At 65.8% G+C, this 19,752-nt stretch carries 17 protein-coding genes; 9 read left to right on the top strand and 8 right to left on the bottom strand.

The features are described from left to right. Positions 1-9: 9 nt before the first annotated feature. The gene (locus H7J93_RS18315) at positions 10-1,152 is read left to right on the top strand and encodes an acyl-CoA dehydrogenase family protein (protein WP_267307703.1); all 1,143 of its coding nucleotides are present in this window, start codon (positions 10-12) and stop codon (positions 1,150-1,152) included. A 64-nt stretch (positions 1,153-1,216) separates the two neighbouring features. Here the strand turns inward: H7J93_RS18315 and H7J93_RS18310 are convergent, their stop codons facing one another. Next, entirely contained in the window at positions 1,217-2,371 is a 1,155-nt protein-coding gene (locus H7J93_RS18310) for an acyl-CoA dehydrogenase family protein (protein ID WP_267307702.1), read from the bottom strand. Between the two features lie 52 nt (positions 2,372-2,423). On the opposite strand from H7J93_RS18310, the gene H7J93_RS18305 reads away from it, so the two are divergent. Both H7J93_RS18305 and H7J93_RS18300 read left to right on the top strand, forming a co-directional pair. After that, positions 2,424-3,626 (top strand): NAD(P)/FAD-dependent oxidoreductase, encoded by a 1,203-nt coding sequence (locus H7J93_RS18305; RefSeq protein WP_267307701.1) that lies wholly within the window; start codon positions 2,424-2,426, stop codon positions 3,624-3,626. After that, positions 3,623-3,967 (top strand): cupin domain-containing protein, encoded by a 345-nt coding sequence (locus H7J93_RS18300; protein WP_267307700.1) that lies wholly within the window; start codon positions 3,623-3,625, stop codon positions 3,965-3,967. Before H7J93_RS18305 ends, H7J93_RS18300 begins: the two co-directional genes overlap by 4 nt. A gap of 3 nt (positions 3,968-3,970) precedes the next feature. On the opposite strand, the gene H7J93_RS18295 is transcribed toward H7J93_RS18300, so the two are convergent. From H7J93_RS18295 to H7J93_RS18285, 3 genes are read right to left on the bottom strand one after another with little or no spacing between them, the layout of a single operon-like run. After that, entirely contained in the window at positions 3,971-4,804 is an 834-nt protein-coding gene (locus tag H7J93_RS18295) for a mycofactocin-coupled SDR family oxidoreductase (protein WP_267307699.1), read from the bottom strand. A gap of 28 nt (positions 4,805-4,832) precedes the next feature. Next, entirely contained in the window at positions 4,833-6,857 is a 2,025-nt protein-coding gene (locus tag H7J93_RS18290; RefSeq protein WP_267307698.1) for an acetate--CoA ligase family protein, read from the bottom strand. Next, positions 6,854-8,476: a phytoene desaturase family protein gene (locus H7J93_RS18285; RefSeq protein WP_267307697.1), complete on the bottom strand. Its 1,623-nt coding sequence runs from the start codon at positions 8,474-8,476 to the stop codon at positions 6,854-6,856. Before H7J93_RS18285 ends, H7J93_RS18290 begins: the two co-directional genes overlap by 4 nt. 114 nt (positions 8,477-8,590) lie before the next feature. Here H7J93_RS18285 and H7J93_RS18280 point away from each other — a divergent pair, with 114 nt between their 5' ends. Next, the gene (locus H7J93_RS18280) at positions 8,591-9,250 is read left to right on the top strand and encodes a TetR/AcrR family transcriptional regulator (protein WP_267307696.1); all 660 of its coding nucleotides are present in this window, start codon (positions 8,591-8,593) and stop codon (positions 9,248-9,250) included. Here the strand turns inward: H7J93_RS18280 and H7J93_RS18275 are convergent. Both H7J93_RS18275 and H7J93_RS18270 read right to left on the bottom strand, forming a co-directional pair. Continuing rightward, positions 9,237-10,385: an ABC transporter ATP-binding protein gene (locus H7J93_RS18275; RefSeq protein WP_267307695.1), complete on the bottom strand. Its 1,149-nt coding sequence runs from the start codon at positions 10,383-10,385 to the stop codon at positions 9,237-9,239. The genes H7J93_RS18280 and H7J93_RS18275 overlap by 14 nt on opposite strands. Before the next feature lie 16 nt (positions 10,386-10,401). Then, positions 10,402-11,787 carry an aspartate aminotransferase family protein gene (locus H7J93_RS18270; protein WP_267307694.1) on the bottom strand — a complete coding sequence of 462 codons (1,386 nt, stop codon included), beginning with the start codon at positions 11,785-11,787 and terminating at the stop codon, positions 10,402-10,404. Positions 11,788-11,878: 91 nt separating this feature from the next. Between H7J93_RS18270 and H7J93_RS18265 the strand changes: the two genes are divergently transcribed. The 5 genes from H7J93_RS18265 to H7J93_RS18245 are packed head-to-tail and all read left to right on the top strand — an operon-like array spanning position 11,879 to position 17,535. Beyond that, positions 11,879-13,111, top strand: a complete 1,233-nt coding sequence (locus H7J93_RS18265) for a polyamine ABC transporter substrate-binding protein (protein ID WP_267307693.1) — start codon at positions 11,879-11,881, stop codon at positions 13,109-13,111. 6 nt (positions 13,112-13,117) lie between these two features. Next, positions 13,118-14,059 carry an ABC transporter permease gene (locus tag H7J93_RS18260; RefSeq protein WP_267307692.1) on the top strand — a complete coding sequence of 314 codons (942 nt, stop codon included), beginning with the start codon at positions 13,118-13,120 and terminating at the stop codon, positions 14,057-14,059. Next, positions 14,056-14,937 carry an ABC transporter permease gene (locus H7J93_RS18255; protein ID WP_267307691.1) on the top strand — a complete coding sequence of 294 codons (882 nt, stop codon included), beginning with the start codon at positions 14,056-14,058 and terminating at the stop codon, positions 14,935-14,937. Before H7J93_RS18260 ends, H7J93_RS18255 begins: the two co-directional genes overlap by 4 nt. A 4-nt stretch (positions 14,938-14,941) precedes the next feature. After that, on the top strand, positions 14,942-16,327 hold the full coding sequence (locus tag H7J93_RS18250; RefSeq protein WP_267307690.1) for an aminobutyraldehyde dehydrogenase: 1,386 nt from the start codon (positions 14,942-14,944) through the stop codon (positions 16,325-16,327). Between the two features lie 32 nt (positions 16,328-16,359). Further along, positions 16,360-17,535, top strand: coding sequence for an aromatic ring-hydroxylating oxygenase subunit alpha (locus tag H7J93_RS18245; protein ID WP_267307689.1), 1,176 nt, complete (start codon positions 16,360-16,362; stop codon positions 17,533-17,535). 23 nt (positions 17,536-17,558) lie between these two features. Here the strand turns inward: H7J93_RS18245 and H7J93_RS18240 are convergent, their stop codons facing one another. Both H7J93_RS18240 and H7J93_RS18235 read right to left on the bottom strand, forming a co-directional pair. Beyond that, positions 17,559-18,329, bottom strand: a complete 771-nt coding sequence (locus H7J93_RS18240) for a fasciclin domain-containing protein (RefSeq protein WP_267307688.1) — start codon at positions 18,327-18,329, stop codon at positions 17,559-17,561. Positions 18,330-18,410: 81 nt separating this feature from the next. Further along, positions 18,411-19,745 carry an MFS transporter gene (locus tag H7J93_RS18235; RefSeq protein ID WP_267307687.1) on the bottom strand — a complete coding sequence of 445 codons (1,335 nt, stop codon included), beginning with the start codon at positions 19,743-19,745 and terminating at the stop codon, positions 18,411-18,413. Positions 19,746-19,752: the final 7 nt, after the last annotated feature.

Genomic DNA, 19,752 nt, shown 5'->3' with positions numbered 1-19,752 from the left:
GGAAAGACATTGAAGCGCACGATTTACGACGCCGAGCACGAAGCGTTCCGCGACACCGTCCGTGAATACATCGAGCGCGAGCTCGTGCCCAACCACGAGAAGTGGGAGGCCGAGCGCATCGTCGATCGGTCGGCCTATGTTGCGGCAGGTAAGTACGGGCTGATCGGGTTCAACATGCCCGAGGAGTTCGGGGGCGGCGGTTCCGACGACTTCCGGTTCAACGCGATCATCGACGAGGAGATCGCCAAGGCCGGTGTGCACGGTCCCGCGCTGAGCCTGCACAACGACGTCGTCGGCCCGTACTTCAAGGACCTCTGCAACGACGAGCAGAAGCAGCGCTGGCTGCCGGGCATCGCCAGCGGCGAGACGATCATCGCGATCGCGATGACGGAACCCGGCGCAGGCAGCGACCTGGCCGGTATCCGTACCTCGGCCGTGCGCGACGGCGACGACTGGATCGTCAACGGCTCCAAGACATTCATTTCATCGGGCATCAACAGCGACCTCGTCGTGGTGGTTGCCCGTACCGATCCCGAAGCCGGCCACAAGGGCTTCAGCCTGCTGGTCGTCGAACGCGACATGCCGGGCTTCACCCGCGGTCGCAAGCTCGACAAGATGGGTTTGCACGCGCAGGACACCTCGGAGCTGCACTTCGAGAACGTCCGCGTGCCGAGCGCCAACCTGCTGGGCAAGGAAGGTCGCGGCTTCTACCACCTGATGCAGAACCTGCCGTCGGAGCGGCTCTCGATCGCGATCAGCGCGATCGCCGGCGCGCGTGAAACCTGGCGTCAGACACTGCAGTACGCCAAGGACCGCAAGGCGTTCGGCCAGCCGATCGGCAGCTTCCAGCACAACCGGTTCCTGCTCGCCGAGATGGACACCGAACTCGAAGTCACTGAGCAGTACATCGACCGGTGCCTGCAGGGTGTCGTCGACGGTGAGCTGACCGCCGTGGAGGCGGCCAAGGCGAAGTGGTGGGCCACGGAGGTCGCAAAGAAGGTCGTCGACCGGTGCGTGCAGCTGCACGGCGGCTACGGCTACATGCTTGAGTATCGCGTCGCCCGCGACTACGTCGACGGACGTATCCAGACGATCTTCGGCGGCACGACCGAGATCATGAAGGAAATCATCGGCCGCGACCTCGGCCTCTAAACCAGCGATTTCGGCGTGCTGGGTACCGCTCAGCGTGACCCAGCACGCCGAAATCGCAACAAAACTAGAGTAGGGCGGCCGGGCCGCGGGTCATCAGTTGACGGCCCACGATGATCCGCTGGATCTCGCTGGCGCCCTCCCAGATGCGTTCCACGCGAAGCTCGCGGAACATGCGCTCGGCGACGTTCTCGCGCATGTAGCCACGGCCGCCGAAGATCTGCACCGCACGGTCGGCGACTCGCCCGGCCATCTCCGAGCAGTACAGCTTCGCCATCGACGCTTGGCCGTGCAGTGTCTTGCGGTCGTGTCCGGCGTCGATCGACCGGGCCACCTCGTAGAGCATGGTTCTGGCGGCGAATAGTTCGGTCGCATTATCGGCGAGCATGCCCGCCACCAACTGGTGCTCGCCCAACGGCTTGCCATCGACGATCCGGGTCTGCGCGAACGCGGTCGTCTCGTCGACGAGGCGCTGCGCCGCGCCCACACACCGCGCCGCCACCATCATCCGCTCGAATCGGAACCAGTCCTGGGTGAATGGCATCGGACCGCCCTCGGTACCGACCAGGTTCTCGAGCGGAACACGCACGTCGTTGAACGCGACGATCGGATGCTCGTCGGCGATGTGATGCGAATAGTGAGGCGTGCGAACCACTTCCACGCCCGGCCATGGCAGATCGACCACCAGCAGCACGTGGTCGCCGTCGGGGAGCACGGCTTCGACGAAGACGTAGTCGGCGAGGTTGAACGACGTGACGTGCCACTTGACCCCGTTGATCACGTATTCGTCGCCGTCGCGTCGGGCGGTAGCCACCAGCGCGGAGACGTCTGAGCCCGCGAACTCCTCGGTGATCGCATAGGCCTCGTGTTTCTCGCCGCGCACCGACGGCAGGAGCCAGCGTTCACGTTGGTAGTCGGTGGCGACGTCAACCCACCACTGCGGCGGCGTGGCCATCACCCAGCCCAATCCGTTGGTCACCCGCCCGCACTGTTCCTGAACCAGCACCTGCTGCAGGGCGGTGTATCCGGGACCGCCAACTGACGTCGGCATATTGGTGGCATACAAACCCAATTCGATTGCACGCGCCTGATGCTCGGCAGTGATCTCCTTGGCCAGCACGCCCCCGGCCAGCTCGGCCTCCACCTCGTACGGCATCAGTGTTTCGACGAACGCTCGCGCGGTATCGCGGATGCGCCGATCTTGCTCCGTCAGGCCGTACATCCATACCTCCACCTCTTGACTGAGCGTTCAGTCTATGCCAGCGTTCCATGCTATGACCAGCTCCCACAGTGCCGATGTCGTGGTGGTGGGCGGCGGCACGGTCGGGGCGTGGACGGCCGTACTGCTCGCCGAAAGCGGCGATCGCAAGGTCGTGCTGCTCGAGGCCCGAACCCTCGGCGAAGGCGCCAGCAGCCGCGCCGCGGGCATGGTGCGGGCCCAGGGCGGTACCGAAACCGCCATCAAGCTGGGTCTTCGCACCCAGGAGTTCTACGCCGCCAGCGGAGACCGATTCCCGCTGGACTGTGGCTTCGTGGCACAGGGCTACCTGATGCCGTGTTTCACCCCGGCCGAAGTGCAGCAGGCACACGATCGCATCGCATTGCAGAATTCTCTCGGCCTCGACGTCGAATGGCTGTCCGCCGACGATCTCGACGACCGGGACACCGGCCTCGCGCGAGGCGTAACGCTGGGTGCGTCGTACGCCCCCGGTGACGGATACATCGACGCGCCGCGAAACGTGCTCGCATACACGGCCGCACTCACCGCATGCGGCGTCGAGGTACGCGAACGGTGCAGCTTCACCGGCCTTCGCGCCGCGGGCGGCCGCGTCGTCGGCGTCGACACGTCGGCAGGCCCGATCGACACACCACACGTCGTCCTGACGGGTGGACCGCAACTGGCCGATGTCGGCCGCGCTGCAGGCGGTCGTATCCACGCCGGCGGCACCCGCCACCAGGTGGTGGTCACCGCGCCGGTCCCGGGTGTCGACGTCAACGAGCTGCCGATGGTGTTCGACGTCAGCTCCGGAATCTACTGGCGGCCAGGGGAATCCGGGGGACTGCTATGGGGGATGAGCAACCCGGAGGAACCGCCGGGTGTGGCGACGGACTTCGACACCGTCTACTACCGCAAGATGCGCGACCGTATCGAGGAGCTGTTCCCCGCGGTCGCGGGACTGGGGCTGAAGCGGTCGTGGGCGGCGACCATCGACTACACCCCCGACCACCTGCCCATCCTCGGGCCGCTGCTGACCGACGACGGTCCGGTCGAGGGAACGGTGGTGGCCAGCCCGGCGGGTCACGGCATGATGTGGGGTCCCGCGGTCGCGCAGGTGGCCGCCGATCTGACGACGACGGGCATCTGTACATGGCTTGATCTGACCGATCTCGGGCTGGACCGCTTCGACGCCGACGGCAACAGTCGTGTTGCCCCAGAACCGATCTCACTACCCTTCCCGGAGAAAGCGACATTGTGAACACGATCGATACCGCGCTACTTGCCAAGGCCGCTGACGCCGAACTCGAAGACTGGGGCCCGCTTGCCGAAGCGACCGGCGGCCCGATGGCGACGCACGGTCTGGAGATCTGGGTGGACGGCGACAAGTCCGCGGGCATCTGGCAATGCACCGCGGGGCCGTCCTACTGGGTTCAGGACGAGAACGAGGTCATCTATGTCTTGTCGGGCCGGATGACTGTGACCCCAGACGGGGGAGAACCCGCAGAGATCAAGGCAGGCGACGTCGCGGTGTTCCCGATCGGTTGGAAGGGCACCTGGGAATTGCACGAGACGGTGCGCAAGGTCTATTCGATCTTCTGAGAGCTACTTCGCCGTCCACCCCGCGTCGACAGGCAGCGTGATCCCGGTGATATAGCGGCCCGATGCCCCGCAGAGGTAGACCATCGCCTCGCTGATGTCGATCGGTTCGATCATCGGCACCGGAAGCAGGTTCTCGAAGATCGCCGCGTACTCGGGGCGTTCGGCCATCAGCTGTTCGACCTGCGGGTTGACGATCATCGGGCTGGCGACACCTGTCGGATGGACGCTGTTGACACGAATGTTCTTCTCGGCGAGCATATTCGCGTAGCCCCGCATCAGCCCGACCACACCGTGCTTGGCCGCGGCGTAACCCATCAAGCCGTGTTGCTTCTGGTCGAACCTCAACCGCATTCCGGACAGTCCCGCGACGGAGCTCGTGATGACGATGGCCCCGCCGTCGCCGTGGGAAAGCATCGCGGGTAGCGACGCTTCGATGGCGTAGTAGACCCCCTTGAGCATCACGTCGACGGCGTCGACGAATGACTGCATCTCGTCGGCGCCGGGGCTGATGACCGGTGCGATACCGGCGTTGGCGAGGACGAAGTCGATGCGCCCGAACTCGGCGACACCGCTGGCCACCGCCGCTTTGAGCCTTACGAAATCACGGACGTCGCCCTGTTCGGCGACGATGCGCTGCCCGGTCTTCTCGACGAGGTTGACGGTCTCGTCGAGGTCTTCCGGCGTGGCCATCGGATAGCCCACGCAGTCGATCTGGTCGCACAGATCGAAGGCGATGATGTTCGCTCCCTCTTCTGCGAATCGCACCGCGTGAGAACGCCCTTGGCCGCGCGCCGCCCCCGTAATGAATACAACTTTGCCGTCGAATTGCTTCGTCATGACGCCTCCGAGTCGGAGTATGCGCGCCTCAACGGGACCGGGGTGGTTCTTTCGCAATCATCAACGCGTCGACCGCAATCACGCCGTCGGCTGTGGCGATGACGGGGTTGGCCTCGACCGCGTCGCACGCATCCTCGAGGTCGATCGCCATCTCCGAGAAGCGCACGATGACGTCGGTCAGCGCCCCGACGTCGACCGCCGGAGCGCCGCGCCATCCCGCCAGCAGCGGCGCTATACGTAGCCCGTCGAGGAGACGTCGGGCGCCGCTGCGTGACAGCGGTGGGCATGCCACCACACGGTCTTCCATCAGCTCGACGAGCGTGCCGCCCGCGGCGACCACCACCAAGGGCCCGAACGCCTCGTCCCGCACGAACCCCACCGAGATCTCCACCCCGCCGTCGACCATCGTCTCCACGGTCACCGCAGGTCCCAGTCGCTGCGCCATGGCTTCGTAGGTCGTCGTCAAGGCCGTCTCATCGGCGATACCCAGCACCACGCCGCCGGCTTCGGTCTTATGCAGCACGCCAACCGTTTTAAGCGCTACCGGATAGCCGACCGCATCGGCTGCTGCCAACGCCTCCTCGAGCGAATGCGCCGACCGGGATTCCACCACCGGGATCCCGTAGGCGGCGAGGATCTCCGACGCGGAGGCCCCCGTCCGGATGTCGCGACGCCGACCCGGCGCTGATCCGTCCTCGAAGGGGAGCGGCCAACGCGCGAGATGGCCCAGCGCGGCCAGCCCACTACGGGCACCCTCGAGCACGGGGATTCCGTTGTCGCGCAGTCGTTGCGCCGTTGGCCGATCGATCGCCGACGACACAGATGCCACGACCGCGATCGGCGCCTCCGTCTCGGCCGCGACGTCCAGCACGGCCTCCGCATAGGCGGTGTCGCCGTCGAATTCGGTGACGAGATCGACCGCGAGCGCGGTGACGCCGACGCCAGGGTCGTCGACCATCGCACGCAGGCAGCTGCCGAACAGGTTGCGGGTATCGGCACCCGTGCCCCACACGTCCAACGGGTTGGTGGCGGCCAGTCCGTCATCGAGCAGCGCACCGATAGTGGCGAGCGTGTTGTCGGCCAGGTCGGCGAACTCGACGCCCAGTTCGTGGGCGAGGTCGGCGACCAACGCACGTTCCGCGCCGGAATCGTGCACGGTCGCGATGCCGCCGCCGCGGGATCGCCTTGTCGCCGAGAACAATTCCAGCGTATCGGCGAACTCGGCGAGATCACTGACGTGGACGGCGCCGGTGGCGGCGCAGAACGCGTCCCATGCGGCGCGCTCACCTGCCAGTGCCCCCGAATGTGCCGCGACCATCGCCTTACCCCGAGGTGATCCGCCCACGGTCAGGATCACCACCGGAACGCCCTGGGCCGCCGCGCGCAACAGCGCCGTCCGCAGTCTCGGCACGTCCCGTGGTGTCTCCATGAGCAGCGCGACGATGCGGGTGTCGGGATCGTCGAGTGCGTACTCGACATAGTCCGCGGTGTTGGTCACCAGTTCCTGGCCTGAAGACACCGCCAGGCGGAAACCGAATCCGCGCTGCGCGCGCAGCATCGTCGAGAACGCCGATCCGGAATGCGTGATGAGGCTGATTCCGCCGGCGGGCAGGGGATCCGGTTCCAGGTAGCCCAACGCTCGCACCCCGTCGGCGTTGTTGATGAAGCCCATGCATCCTGCGCCGCACACCGCCATGCCCGCGCGCGTGGCGATCGCGGTGACCTTGTCGCGCAGTCCGTGGGCGGAGCCGAACAGCACCGCCCCTCGAGCGCCGATTGCGGCGGCGGACTCCAGCTGCTCGAGCAGTGCACCGTCGGGCACCCCGAGCAGCACCAGGTCGACGTCGTGATCGAGATCGGTCAGCGATGGCGCGCAGAGCGCATGTCCGATCCGGTCGTAGCGGGGATTGACCAGATGCACACGCGCCGAGCCACGTTGGGCCTCGATGACCATCCGGGAGCCGAATGTGTCCTCTCGGGGGCTGGCACCGACGACGGCGATCGATCGGGCGCCGAGCATAGCGGCGACCGCCGCGCGCCGCGCTTCGCTCATCGCCGCCCGAAGCGACGCTTCTTGTCCGCCAACGCCGCACCCGCCGCCTGCCATCCGGGAATTCCGCAGACTCCACCGCCGGCGTGCGTGCCCGAGCTGCCGTTGTACAGCCCCTTGATCGGCGTGCGGTAGTCGGCGTACCCGGGCGCGGGCCGCATGTGGAACAGTTGCTCCAGCGACAGTTCACCGTGGAAGATGTTGCCGCCGATCAGGCCATACTCCTGCTCCATTTCGTACGGGCCGACGACGTCGCGGTGTGTGATCGATGCTTTGAAGCCGGGTGCTACCTGGTCATAGGTGTCGATCACGCGGTCGGCGTAGGCGTCGAGCTCCTCGGTGTGCGGTTCGTTCGCCCACTCGGCGGGCACCCATTGGGTGAACAGCGACATGATATGGGTGCCATCGGGATTCAACGTCTTGTCCAACGTTGTCGGGATGACGCCGTCACTGAACGGCAGCACCGCGGGTCTACCGACACGCGCGTCCTGGAAAGCGGCTTCCAGGTACTCCATGGTCGGCGCCATCTCGATCGAACCGGTGAGATGCTCGGCGATCCCTGAACTGGGATTCGCGGTGAAGCTCGGTAGCTCCGAGAGTGCGACGTTGATCTTCACGACGCCGCTGCGCGTCTTGAAGTGCTCGATGTCGGCGACGAAGTCGTCAGGCAGTTCGGACGGCGAAAGGTGTTCGAGGAAGGCAATCTTCGGATGCAGCGTGGTGACGACAACCGGCGCGGTGATCTCTTCGCCGTTCGCCAGAACCACACCCCGCACCTGGCCACCGCGGGTCAACACCCGGGAAACCCTTGCGTTGGTGCGGATCTCGGCACCGAAGCTCTTCGCCGATCGCGCAATCGCTTCAGATACCCCGCCCATGCCACCCTCCGGGTAGCCCCAGCTGCCGAGCTGGCCGTCGCCCACGTCTCCGATCGAATGGTGGGCCATCACGTAGGCGGTTCCCGGCTCACACGGCCCGGCCCAGGTCCCGATGATGCCGTTGACCGCCATCAGACCTTTGACTTGCGGTGATTCAAACCAGTCGTCGAGAAGGTCGGCGATGCTCATGGTGAGCAGTCGAGTGATGTCCGCGGTGAGGCGCGGTGTGATCTTCTTGCGCAGCGGCCACGCCAGCTTGGCCAAGTCGAGAAGATCGGACGGCCGCTTGGAGCCGATATTGGGCGGCACCTGCGTCAGCAGCGGTCCCATCACCTCGGCGATGCCGCCGATCCACTCGTAGTACTCTGGCAGCGCGTCGGCGTCCTTCTTGGAGAACTTCGACACCTGCTCGTGCGTGCGCTTGGGGTCGTCCTCGTAGATGATCAGCGAGCCGCCCTCGGGAAACGCCTGATAGGACGGGCCCATCGGGTGCACCTTGTACCCGTGCCGTTCGAGTTGAAGCTCCCGCACGATAGTCGGTGGCATCAGACTCATCACGTACGACAGCCGAGTCACTCGCAGGTGGGGAGCGTCGTCCCAGGGAGCCTCCGTGGTGGCCGCTCCGCCGAGCGACCCGCGACCTTCCAGGACGAGGGTTCTGGCGCCCGACCGGGCGAGGTAAGCCGCGGACACCAGCCCGTTGTGGCCGCCACCGACGACGATGGCGTCGTAATTGTTCGACATGGAAGTCCTACTTTCGTCGACGCCGCCGTGCGGCCTGACTGACTGTTCAATCTAACGAAGTGATAGGCTCCAGACAAGAGCAACGATGCACTTCGGAGGGGAACGGACACGACAATGGCCGAGCCGGCACCCGCGACGGAACAGAACGAGGCGCGGCGTATCGAGATGCTGCGCGCTGCAGCGGAGCTGATTTGCGAGCGTGGTTTCGGCGACACTCGCATCGCCGACGTAGCCAAGCGTGCAGGCGTGAGCTCGGCGCTCGTCATCTATTACTTCGGCACGCGGGACCGCCTGCTGGTCGACGCATTGCGGTTTTCGGAGGAGTCGTTCTACTCGGCGGCCGAGGAGATGTTGCGTGAGGTCTCCGCGCTACGCGAGCGGCTGTCGTTGCTGATCAGGTGGACGTGCGTGCGGGAGGGCAGCGAAGAGATCCCCGGCGCGTGGGGACTGTGGTTCGACCTCTGGGCCCAGGCGTTCCGCCACGACGAAATCAAGTCCGACCGCGAGGAACTCGACGCCCGATGGCGGGCGATGGTCGTCGATGCGATCAAATCGGCGGACCCGTCGGAGTTCGACGCGAAGGTCGATCCCCGCATGTTCGCGCTGGAATTCGCGGCGCTCCTCGACGGACTCTCCATCCAGGTGGCACTCGACGACCCTGAGATCGACTCGGATCTGGCTTACGACATCGCAATGCGATTCGCCGAGCGGGAACTCAACCTCGCGCCGGAGAAGAAACGGGTGAACGGCAGGGCACGCGTCAAGAAGGCGTGAGAGCGCTCACCTCGTCGGCCACCGGATCGGCGACCACCTGAGCCTGGCTGCGGTGCAGTACCCGCACTGCGTCGTGCGTGCACACGCAGTTGACCTGGGCGCCAGGTTCATGCGCGACCGACCGGGGACCTGCGTGGTTAGGCACCTCGACCACCAGCGGAGCCGGTGCGCCGACGTCGACGTGCACCTGCGTGCAGTTGCCGAGGTAGACCACTTCCGAGACGACTCCACCAATCACGTTGCGGCCCTGGCCAACCGGCTCGCCCGGCGATTGCAGGCTGATCCGTTCGGGCCGGATGACGATCGCCGCCGCACCGAGCTCTACGGAGTCGCCGACGGCCGCGCCGAGACGCGTGTTCAGCGTTTCGCAGACCGTCGTCGCGCCACCCGTCTCGAGGACGACGGCGTCGAAGATGTTGGCGGCGCCGAGGAATCCAGCGACGAACGTGGTGGCAGGCGCGGAGTAGATCTCCTGCGGTGGACCCACCTGTTCGACGCGGCCCTCCGCCAGCACTGCGATCTGGTCGCTCATCGTGAGCGCTTCTTCTTGGTCATGCGTCACATAGACGAAGGTGATGCCGACCTCGCGCTGCATCGCCCGCAGTTCCAGTTGCAGTTGTTTGCGCAGCTTTGCGTCCAGCGCGCCGAGGGGCTCGTCGAGCAACAACACGCTCGGACGCAGCACCAGGGCCCGGGCCAGCGCGACCCGCTGCTGCTGGCCGCCGGACAGCTGAGCCGGACGCCGTTTGGCGAAATCACTCATCCGTACCAGCTCGAGTGCCTCGCCGACCCGGCGCTTGGTCTCCTCGCGCGAGGACTTCTGATACCTCAATCCGAATGCGACGTTGTCCCAGACCGTCATGAACGGGAACAACGCATAGGTCTGGAAGACGGTGTTGACCGGCCGCCGGTGGGGTGGATCCGCGGCCACGTCGCGGCCATCCAACTCGATCCGGCCGGAGTCGGGCTTCTCGAAGCCCGCGATCATCCGCAGTGTCGTGGTCTTGCCGCAACCGGAAGCGCCGAGCAGCGAATAGAACTTGCCCGCAGGGATATTCAGGTCGATGCCCATGACAGCGGGGACGCCGTCGAACGACTTGACCAACTGATGCAGTTGGATCTCGCCGCCTGTCACCGAGCCCAGCCTTCGTTCACGCGACCGGCGGCATCACCGCGTCGGCGAACCTCGCGAAGTTCGCGGCGAATCGGTCGACATCGTCGCGCTGGTGCTGAACTGACAACAACCATTGCTCCACCTTCCCCCACGGCGGGAGAAACACACCGCCATTGTGCTGCATCAGCCAGTGCAGGTGGCCGAGTCGGGCGTCAATGTCCAGAAAATCCCGAAACTCGCGCACGCGGTCACGGCGGAAGGTGACACACCCCTTGGCGCCCGCGACGACGACGTGCCAGCCGGCGCCGTGCTGCGCGATGACGGATTCCAGGGAGCCGGAGAGCCGCGCTGCGAGTTCGTCGAGGTGTGCGTAGGCCTGCGGGGTCAACACGTCGGTCAACGTGGCGCGAGTGGCCGCCATCGCCAGCGGGTTCCCGTTGAACGTGCCGACCTGTTCGTAGCGGCCGTCGGCGATCGCCGACATCACCTGGCGGGTGCCGCCGATCGCCGCGACCGCGATACCGCCGCCCAATGCCTTGGCAAGGCAGACCATGTCGGGGACCACGCCGCTGCGCGCTGTCACGCCGCCCGGCCCGGTGGTGAAGCCGGTCTTCACCTCGTCGTAGATCAGGAGTGCGCCTTCGGCGTGCACCAGCTCGCGGATGGCGGCGAGATAGCCGGCGTCGGGCGGGATGATGCCGGCGTTCATCATCACGGGCTCGAGGATCATCGCGGCCACCTGCCCGCGGTGCTCGGCGAGCGCGCGAGCCACCGCTTCGGCGTCGTTGAACGGCACCACGATCACGAGATCGCGGATCGCGGTGGGGATACCGGAGTTGCCGGGCACCGGCGTGGGGTGCTCGCGCGGTCCGACTTCGTCGGCCTCCGGAAGGACAGACACCTGTACGGAATCATGGTGGCCGTGATAGCAGCCCTCGACCTTGATGATCAGATCGCGGCCCGTCAGTGAGCGTGCCAGATGCACCGCATCCATGGTCGCCTCGGTGCCGGAGTTGGCGAACCGCCACAGCGGAAGATCGAACCGCCGCGCCAACTCGCCGGCGATCCAGATGGCGTCCTCAGTCGGTTGGGCGAAATGCGTACCGCGCCGGACCCGGTCACTGACCGCTTCGACGATCGCCGGGTGCGCATGCCCGGCAATGGAAGCGCCGTAACCGCCGTGCATGTCGACGTACTCGTTGCCGTCGACGTCGTAGACCTTCGAGCCCTTCCCGTGGCTCATCCACACGGCCTGCGGCTCGGCGATCTGCCAGTTCGACGTCGCGCCGCCGGCGAGGTGTTCGCGCGCTCGGGTGATGAGTTCCGTGCTGCGCGGCTGGCGCCGCAAAAAGCGCTTCTCCTCATCGAGAATCAGCTGGTCTACGGTGTCAGCCGCCTTGGACTCCACCACCGACGGGGACACGTCGAACCTCCACTCCGCAACGGTTGACTGAGCATTCAGTCTATGCGAGAGTCCTACCAGCAACAAGGCGCGAAATCAACGGGAGGTCCCAATGCCCACACCTCCGAGCCGCCGGCAGTTTCTGGTGCGCGCAGCGGTTCTCGCCGCCGCGGCGCCGTCCCTGCCCGCATTCCTCGCGGCGTGCTCGAAGTCGGGACCTTCATCGGGAGGGCCCAGCCTGACTCTCGCCTCGCCGGACAATCCGGTGAAATGGCCGATCGCCGACGACAACAAGCCGATCGCCGACGGTCTCGCGCCGGAGAAGGGCGCGACGCTCAAGATCTACAACTACGCCGACTACCTCAGCCCGCAGGCGATGAAGAGCTTCGAGGACAAGTACGGCATCAAGATCGAGGTGTCGACTTTCAACGACGGCGACGAGGCGATCACCAAGCTTCGCAGCGGTGTGGACTTCGACATCTACAACGCCAACTACACGGAGATCAGCCGCCTGGTGAACGGCGGGCTGCTGCGTCCGCTGAACCACTCCTACATTCCCAACATCAAGAACGTGTGGCCCAGCTTCACCAACCCGTGGTACGACCAGGGTTGGCAGTACAGCGTGCCGTACACCATCTACACGACCGGAATCGGTTGGCGCACCGACCAGGTGCCCGCCGATATCGGCGCGTTGTCCAATCCGTATGCATCGCTGTGGGATCCGCAGTACAAGGGCAAGACGGCGATCCTCGACGACTTCCACACCGCGATGGCGATGGTGCTGCTGAAGAACGGCATCACGGACGTCAACACATCGAATGCCGACGATCTGAAGATGGTCGGTGAGCAACTGCAGGAGCTGGTGAAAGCGACCTCGCCGAAGGTCACCATCACGATGTACAACGACCTGCCCGCCGGACAGATGGGTCTGGCGCAGATGTGGTCCGGCGACATCATCAACGCGCAGTCCTACCTGCCCGAAGGCACCGGCCCGGAGATTCTTCGGTACTGGTTCCCCTCGGACGGCAAGGGACTCGTCGACAACGACATGCTCGTGACGCTGCGCGGCGGCAAGAATCCGGTCCTTGCGCACCTCTTCATCAATCACATGCTCGATCCCGAGGTGGCGATGGAGAACTTCACCGCGATCGGTTACCAGCCACCGCAGAACAGCATAACCCCGGATTCCCTTGTCCAAGAGGAGTTCATCCCGGAGCACCTGCAGTCGGCGATCGTGCGACCCGAGTACTTCGACAACGGCTACCGGTTGCTGGAACTCGATGCCGCCAACGAGACCGCCTGGCGCAACGTGTGGCAGGCCTTCCAGGCCGGCGGCGGGTCGTAAGAAGCAGTGGCGGTCCCGGTAGTCGCCGCGCCGTCGCGGCAGGCTCCACCGGCCCGGGAGCGTGGCAATCGGGTGTGGGCCGTGCTGGCCGCGCCCGGAATCGTCTGGCTGTGCGTGTTTTTCCTCTTCCCGCTTTATGTGGTGTTGTGCATCGTCTTCGGTCAGATCGATCCGCTGTTCCGCACGCCCATCCCGGTGTGGAACCCACTCGAGTGGGATCCCACCCAGTTCACCTATGTGCTGACCCACATCGTCGGCGAGAACGGTGTGTACGGCCCGGCGATCATGCGCACGTTCGTCTACGTGCTGGTGGCCAGTGCGCTGTGCCTACTCATCGCCTTCCCGGTCTCGTACTACGTGGCCCGGCTCGCCGGGAAGCGCAAGGGGTTGTTGCTCGCGCTGTTGATCGCGCCGTTCTGGATCAGCTACATGATGCGGATGTTCGCGTGGGTGAACCTGCTGCAGGACGACGGGCTCTTGAACAAGGTGCTCAGCTTCGGCGGCCTCTTCACGCCGGACATCAAATGGCTGACCGGTCAACCCGTGGTGGTGATCCTCGGGCTCGTGTACGGCTATGTCCCGTACATGATCCTGCCTCTGTATGCCGGCCTCGACCGACTTTCGCAGCCGATGCTCGAGGCGTCGCGTGACCTTGGCGCCGACCGCTTCTCGTCGTTCTGGCGCGTAACACTGCCGTTGTGCCGGCCCACGATCGTGGCGGCGCTGCTGCTGACCTGTCTGCCGATGCTCGGCGACTACTTCACCAACGACATGTTGTCGGCATCGCCGAAAACGACCATGGTCGGCAACCTGATCAACGACGGCGTACAGGCCCCCGGCCAAACCGGTCAGGCCGGGGCGTTCGTCATGCTGGTATTCCTCATCGCATTGCTGCCGATGCTCTACTACCTGCGTTCGGTGACACGGGGCAGCGAGGTGTCGACATGAGAGGTCCGGTCGCGTGGTGGAACAACCCGTGGCGGCCACCACGATTCCTGATCGCGATCACCATCGGCTACGTGGTCTGGTCGCTGCTGCCGGTCGTCATCGCGGTGCTCTACTCGTTCAACGCCGGCCGCTCGCGAACCACCTGGCAGGGCTTCTCAACCCGGTGGTACTGGGGTGACGAGACGCTTTCGGTGTGGCACAACGACGCACTGCACACCGCACTGCTACAGACTCTGAAGCTGGGCGTGATCGCGACACTGATCACCGTCCCGCTGGGGACGTTGTTCGCGATCGGCATCGACCGGTGGCGGGGCAGGCTGCCCAACGGGGCGAACTTCTTGATGCTGATCTCGTTCGTGCTGCCGGAGGTGCTGCTCGCCGTCGCGCTGCTGTTCGTGATCACCACGGTGGCGGTCCCGATCAATCTGGGCACCACCGCCCAGGTGATCGGTCTCGTCACCTTCCAGGTGTCCTACCCCGCGGTGCTCGTACGGGCACGACTCGCCACGATTGGGCCTCAATACGAAGAGGCTGCAATGGATCTCGGCGCCTCGCCACTCGGGGCGCTGCGCCGGATCATCATGCCGATGCTGATGCCCGCGATCTTCGCCAGCACGGTGCTGGTCTTCGCCGACGTCATCGACGACTTCGTGTTGGTGCGCTATCTGTCCGGCGCAGCCTCTAGCGAACCGGTGTCGGTGAAGATCTACAACACCGCCCGCGCCGCGCCAACCCCCGCGCTCAACGCGTTGGCCACACTGCTCCTGCTCGCAGCGCTGGCGGCCGTCACCATTGGATTCATCGTCTATCGGTACATGACCCGATCAGACACCACAACGAAAGACCGCGGGATCGGGGCATTCGCGGGAGAGGCGTAACGACGTGATTCTCAACGTGATCGACGGCCGTTCGGTCGCTGCCTCCGAAGGCAACCGCCGTGAACTCATCGATCCGGCATCCGGGGCGGTGCACGGGTTCGCCACCGAATCCACCTCCGCCGACATCGATCTGGCCGTCGCCGCCGCGCGCACGGCGTTCGACGAATGGCGGCGCACCACACCCGCCGCAAGGTCTGCGATGCTGCTGGCCGCTGCCGACGTCCTCGATGCGCATGCCGACGAGCTGGCCGAGCTCGAGGTGACCGACACCGGAAAACCGGCCGATGTCACACGGGACGAGGAGATCCCGGCGAGCATCGACGTCGTCCGCTACTACGCCGGAGCCTGCCGCACACCGGAAGGCCGCAGCATCGGCGAATACATCGACGGCATCACCTCCGGCATCCGACGCGAACCGGTCGGCGTCTGCGGGCAGATCACGCCGTGGAACTACCCGTTCATGATGGCGGCGTGGAAATGGGCGCCCGCAGTGGCGGCAGGCAACACTGTCGTGCTGAAACCCTCTGAGCTGACACCATCTTCGACGTCACGCATGGCCGAGCTGTTGTCTGATGTCCTGCCGGCCGGAGTGTTCAACGTCGTGTGCGGCGGGGGAGAGGCGGGCGCCGCGCTGGCCGCGCATCCGCATGTCGCGATGGTGGCGGTGACCGGTTCACCGCGCACCGGGCGCGCTGTGGCGCATGCCGCCGCGGACCGGTTCGCCCGCGTGCATCTCGAACTCGGCGGCAATGCGCCCGTATTGGTCTTCGACGACGCCGATCTCGAGGCCACCGTCGAGCAGGTCGCCTTCGCCGCGTTCTACAACGCGGGGCAGGACTGCACCGCCGCAAGCCGGGTGATCGCACACGAATCCGTCTACGACGACGTTGTGCAGCGGTTGGCCGAAGCGGCCCGCACCACCACGATCGGACCGTTGATCTCAGCCGAACACCGCCAGCGGGTGCAGTCGATGTTGGCGGCGACACCGGCACACGCCAAGCTCGTCGCGGGTGGCGCGGCACCCGACAGCGACGGGTTCTTCCTCGAGCCGACGGTGATTGCCGGCCTACACCAGGATGACGACCTGGTGCAGTCGGAGATCTTCGGCCCGGTTGTCACCGTGCAGTCGTTCCACGACGACGAGGAAGCGTTGGTATTGGCCAACGGCGTCGAGCAAGGGCTGACCGCGAGTGTGTGGACGCGTTCCCATTCGCGCGCAATGCGATTCCTTCGTGACCTCGATTTCGGTGCGGTCTCGGTGAACACCCACGCACCGATGGGTTCCGAACTGCCGCATGGGGGTTTCGGGTCATCGGGCTACGGCAAGGACCTGGGGCTTTACGGACTCGAGGACTACACCCGGGTCAAGCATGTCGCTCACGCCCTGTAGACCGGGGCGGCCCAGCGCAGTAGGCTGACTGTATGTTCAAACAGCAGGGTTCGGCTCCTGTCCCTGCCGACGGGCTGGCCGCTGCGCTGGCGCCGTTCGGTCAGTCGCGGATGCTGCCACGCGAGGCATATGTCGATCCGGCGGTGTTCGCATGGGAACAGGACCACATCTTCTCGGGATGGTCGTGCGTCGGGCATGCGGCCGACCTCGTCGGCGTCGGTGCGCAGAAGGCAGTGGGCACCGGCGCCAATGCGACGCTTCTGGTGCGAGCCGAGAACGACGTCATTCGCGCGTTCGCGAACACGTGCAGGCATCGCGGGCACGAGCTGTTGGCGTGCAACACCGTGACCAAGGGTCGCAGCATCGTGTGTCCGTACCACTCATGGTCCTACCGCCTCGACGGCCGACTGCGGAACGCCCCGTCGTTCGGTGATGTCGAAGGCTTCGAGCCCAAGGAGTTCGGGCTTGCCGAGTTGCGACTGGTGAACTGGCACGGCTGGCTGTTCGTCGACCCGAGTGGCCAGGACGTCGAATTCGCCGACCACGTCGCGGGTCTGGAGGAGATCGTCGGCCCGTATCGGCCGGAGGAGTTGACCGTCGTCGCGCGGCACTCCTACGAGCTGGCCACCAACTGGAAGGTCATCGCCGAGAACTATCAGGAGTGCTACCACTGCTCGGCGATCCATCCGGAGCTGTCCAGGATCAGCCCGCCGACCAGCGGCGAGAACCTCGACCTCAAGGGCTCGTGGATGGGCGGCTGGATGTCGATCGTCGAAGGGGCAGAGACGATGTCGCTGACGGGCAAGAGTGGCGGTGTGGCCATCGCCGGTCTGTCCGAACGCGAGCTGCGCAGCGTGATGTATCTCGTCGGATATCCGAACCTGCTCGTGAGCCTGCACCCCGACTACGTGATGACCCACATGATGACACCGCTGGCCGCCGACCGCACGCATGTCGAGTGCGCCTGGGCGTTCCCGAAAGACGTTGCGGCCCAGCCTGATTTCGACCCGTCGTATGCGGTCGACTTCTGGGACCTGACGAACCGTCAAGACTGGGCGGCGTGCGAGTCGGTGCAGCGGGGACTGTCGTCACCGCATGCCCGGCCGGGACCACTGGCGCCCGATGAGGACGGCGTCTACCAGTTCGTCACACGAGTCGCCAGGGCTTATCGCGATTTCGGCGTGCTGGGTACCGCTCAGCGAGACTAAACACGCCGAAATCGCAAGAAAACTCAGCCGATCGGGGCGTCGGCGGCCGGCATCGGCTCGGGCTCCGACGACGGCGCCACCGAGGCCACCGAGGCCGGCGCTTCGGCGGCGGGAGTCTCGGTCGGGGTGGTCTCGCTGGTCGTCGTCGTGGTGGTCGACGTAGTCGAAGTCGACGACGGCGTCAGCGGCTCCGGCGGCGACTTCGGATCGAGCACGGTGTCGATCAAGTAGATCCGCGCATTCTTGGCGAAGATCGCACCGCAGACCAGCTTGGCGTCGTTGACGGTGATGTCGCCGCCCTCGCCCTCGACGTTGATCTCGGCACCCTGCTGGGTCGGCCGCTGTCCCTTGACGTCCTCGTTGCCGAGCAGGCCGAGGAACTCGTGGTAGTAGACAAGGTCGCTCAACGCGGCCGGATCGGCCTTGAGCGCGTCGAGCTGTGCGGGCGGCAGCGCCGCGAACGCCTCATTGGTGGGCGCGAACACCACGTACGGCCCGTTCTCCAGGACCGGCACGATGTTGACCGCGGGATTGAAGCCGCCCGAGATCGCCGAGTAGAAGGTGCTTGCCTCGGGGATGCTCTGCAGCGCGGCGCCCACCGGCGAGTTCGCCAGCGACTTGTAGTTGGGCACCTCGGTCTTGAACTCGTCACAGCCCGGCCCCTGCGGATCGGGGATCTCGAGCGTCGGGGCCTCGGTCGGCTCGGCGTAGGCGGTCACTGCCAGGGGAACTGACAGCGCGATGGCGGCGATTCCGGCGGCGGCTCCGATGGCCTTGCTGGTGCGGGTCTTCACGTGTGCTCCTCGAGTCTCTTCAGTCGCAACGCATGTTAAAGCCCGTAGTGGGCCCACGCCAAAGTGCGAACCAGCCGAAACTCACGTGGCAGGCGCTCTGACCTGCGCTTTGCGGATCTGGCCACAGAATGCCGCAGCGGCGAAGCAAAGGCCGCCTGCGAGGTAGAACGCCACGTCATAGCCGCCGTCCACATCACGCAGCCAACCGGCGCCCGCCGCGGCCACTGCCGCCCCCAGTTGGTGGGATGCGAACACCCAGCCGAACACGACGGGGGACCGACTGCCGAAGTAGTCGCGACACAACACGATCGTCGGGGGCACGGTGGCCACCCAGTCCAGGCCGTAGAAGATGACGAACACCCATGTGCTGGGTTCAGCCTGCGGCGAGAGCAGCGACGGCAACGCCAGCAGCGAGATCCCGCGCCCGCTGTAGTAGACGACGAGCAGAAGGCGCGGATCGACGCGGTCGGTCAGCCATCCGGAGAACACCGTGCCCGCGACGTCGAGAATGCCGATGGTCGCCAGCAGGCCGGCCGCGACGGTCGTGGGCATGCCGTGATCGTTGGCCGCGGGGATGAAGTGCGTGCCGATCAACCCGTTCGTCGTCATCCCGCAGATGGCGAAGCTGGCGGCCAGTAGCCAAAACGCAGGCACGCGCGCACCGATCAGCAGACCGTCGAACGCGGCGCGAAAGCTGGACGCAGGAACCTCGGCCGGTTCGGTCGCAGTCGTCGCACCGTAGGCCGTTAAACCCTTGTCCTGCGGATAGTTTCGCATGAACACCAACACCAGCGGGACGACGCACAACGCGGCGGCCGCGACGATCAGCGAGGCCCAGCGCCACCCGTGCCTGGTGGTGACCTCGGCGACGACCGGCAGGAAGATCAGCTGCCCCGTCGCGCTCGCGGCGGTCAACACCCCCGTCACGAGGCCGCGCCGTGCCTCGAACCAGCGCGTCGCGATCGTGGCGACGAAGCCCATCGAGATCGCGCCTGTGCCGGCGCCGACGAGTACGCCCCACAGCAACACCAGCTGCCAACTGGTCGTCATCGTCACCGACAGCGCCGAACCCCCGGCGATCATCAGCAGCGCTCCCGACAGCACCGGGCGCACACCGAAGCGGTCCATCAGCGCGGCGGCGAACGGTGCCATGAGGCCGAACAGCGTCATGTTGACCGACATCGCCAGTCCGACCACGCCGTGGGAGAAGCCGAACTCGTGATGCAGCGGGTTCATCATCACGCCCGGCACGGATCGGAAACCCGCCGCACCGAGGATCGCGACGAAGCTGACGGCCGCGACCACCCAGGCCCAGTGGATGTGGGGCTTCCGCGTGGACTCCTGGCTGGGTTTCTGCGGGGCGGTCGACGTCACCGCATCACCCTCGCGTACCGATTTCGGCACGACTAGTGGCATGAATGAC

Origin of the sequence: Mycobacterium barrassiae, assembly GCF_025822765.1 — a bacterium.
Classification (GTDB): domain Bacteria; phylum Actinomycetota; class Actinomycetes; order Mycobacteriales; family Mycobacteriaceae; genus Mycobacterium; species Mycobacterium barrassiae.
Note: the sequence above shows the minus strand (reverse complement) of the source record. Positions and strands in the feature narration are given on the sequence as shown.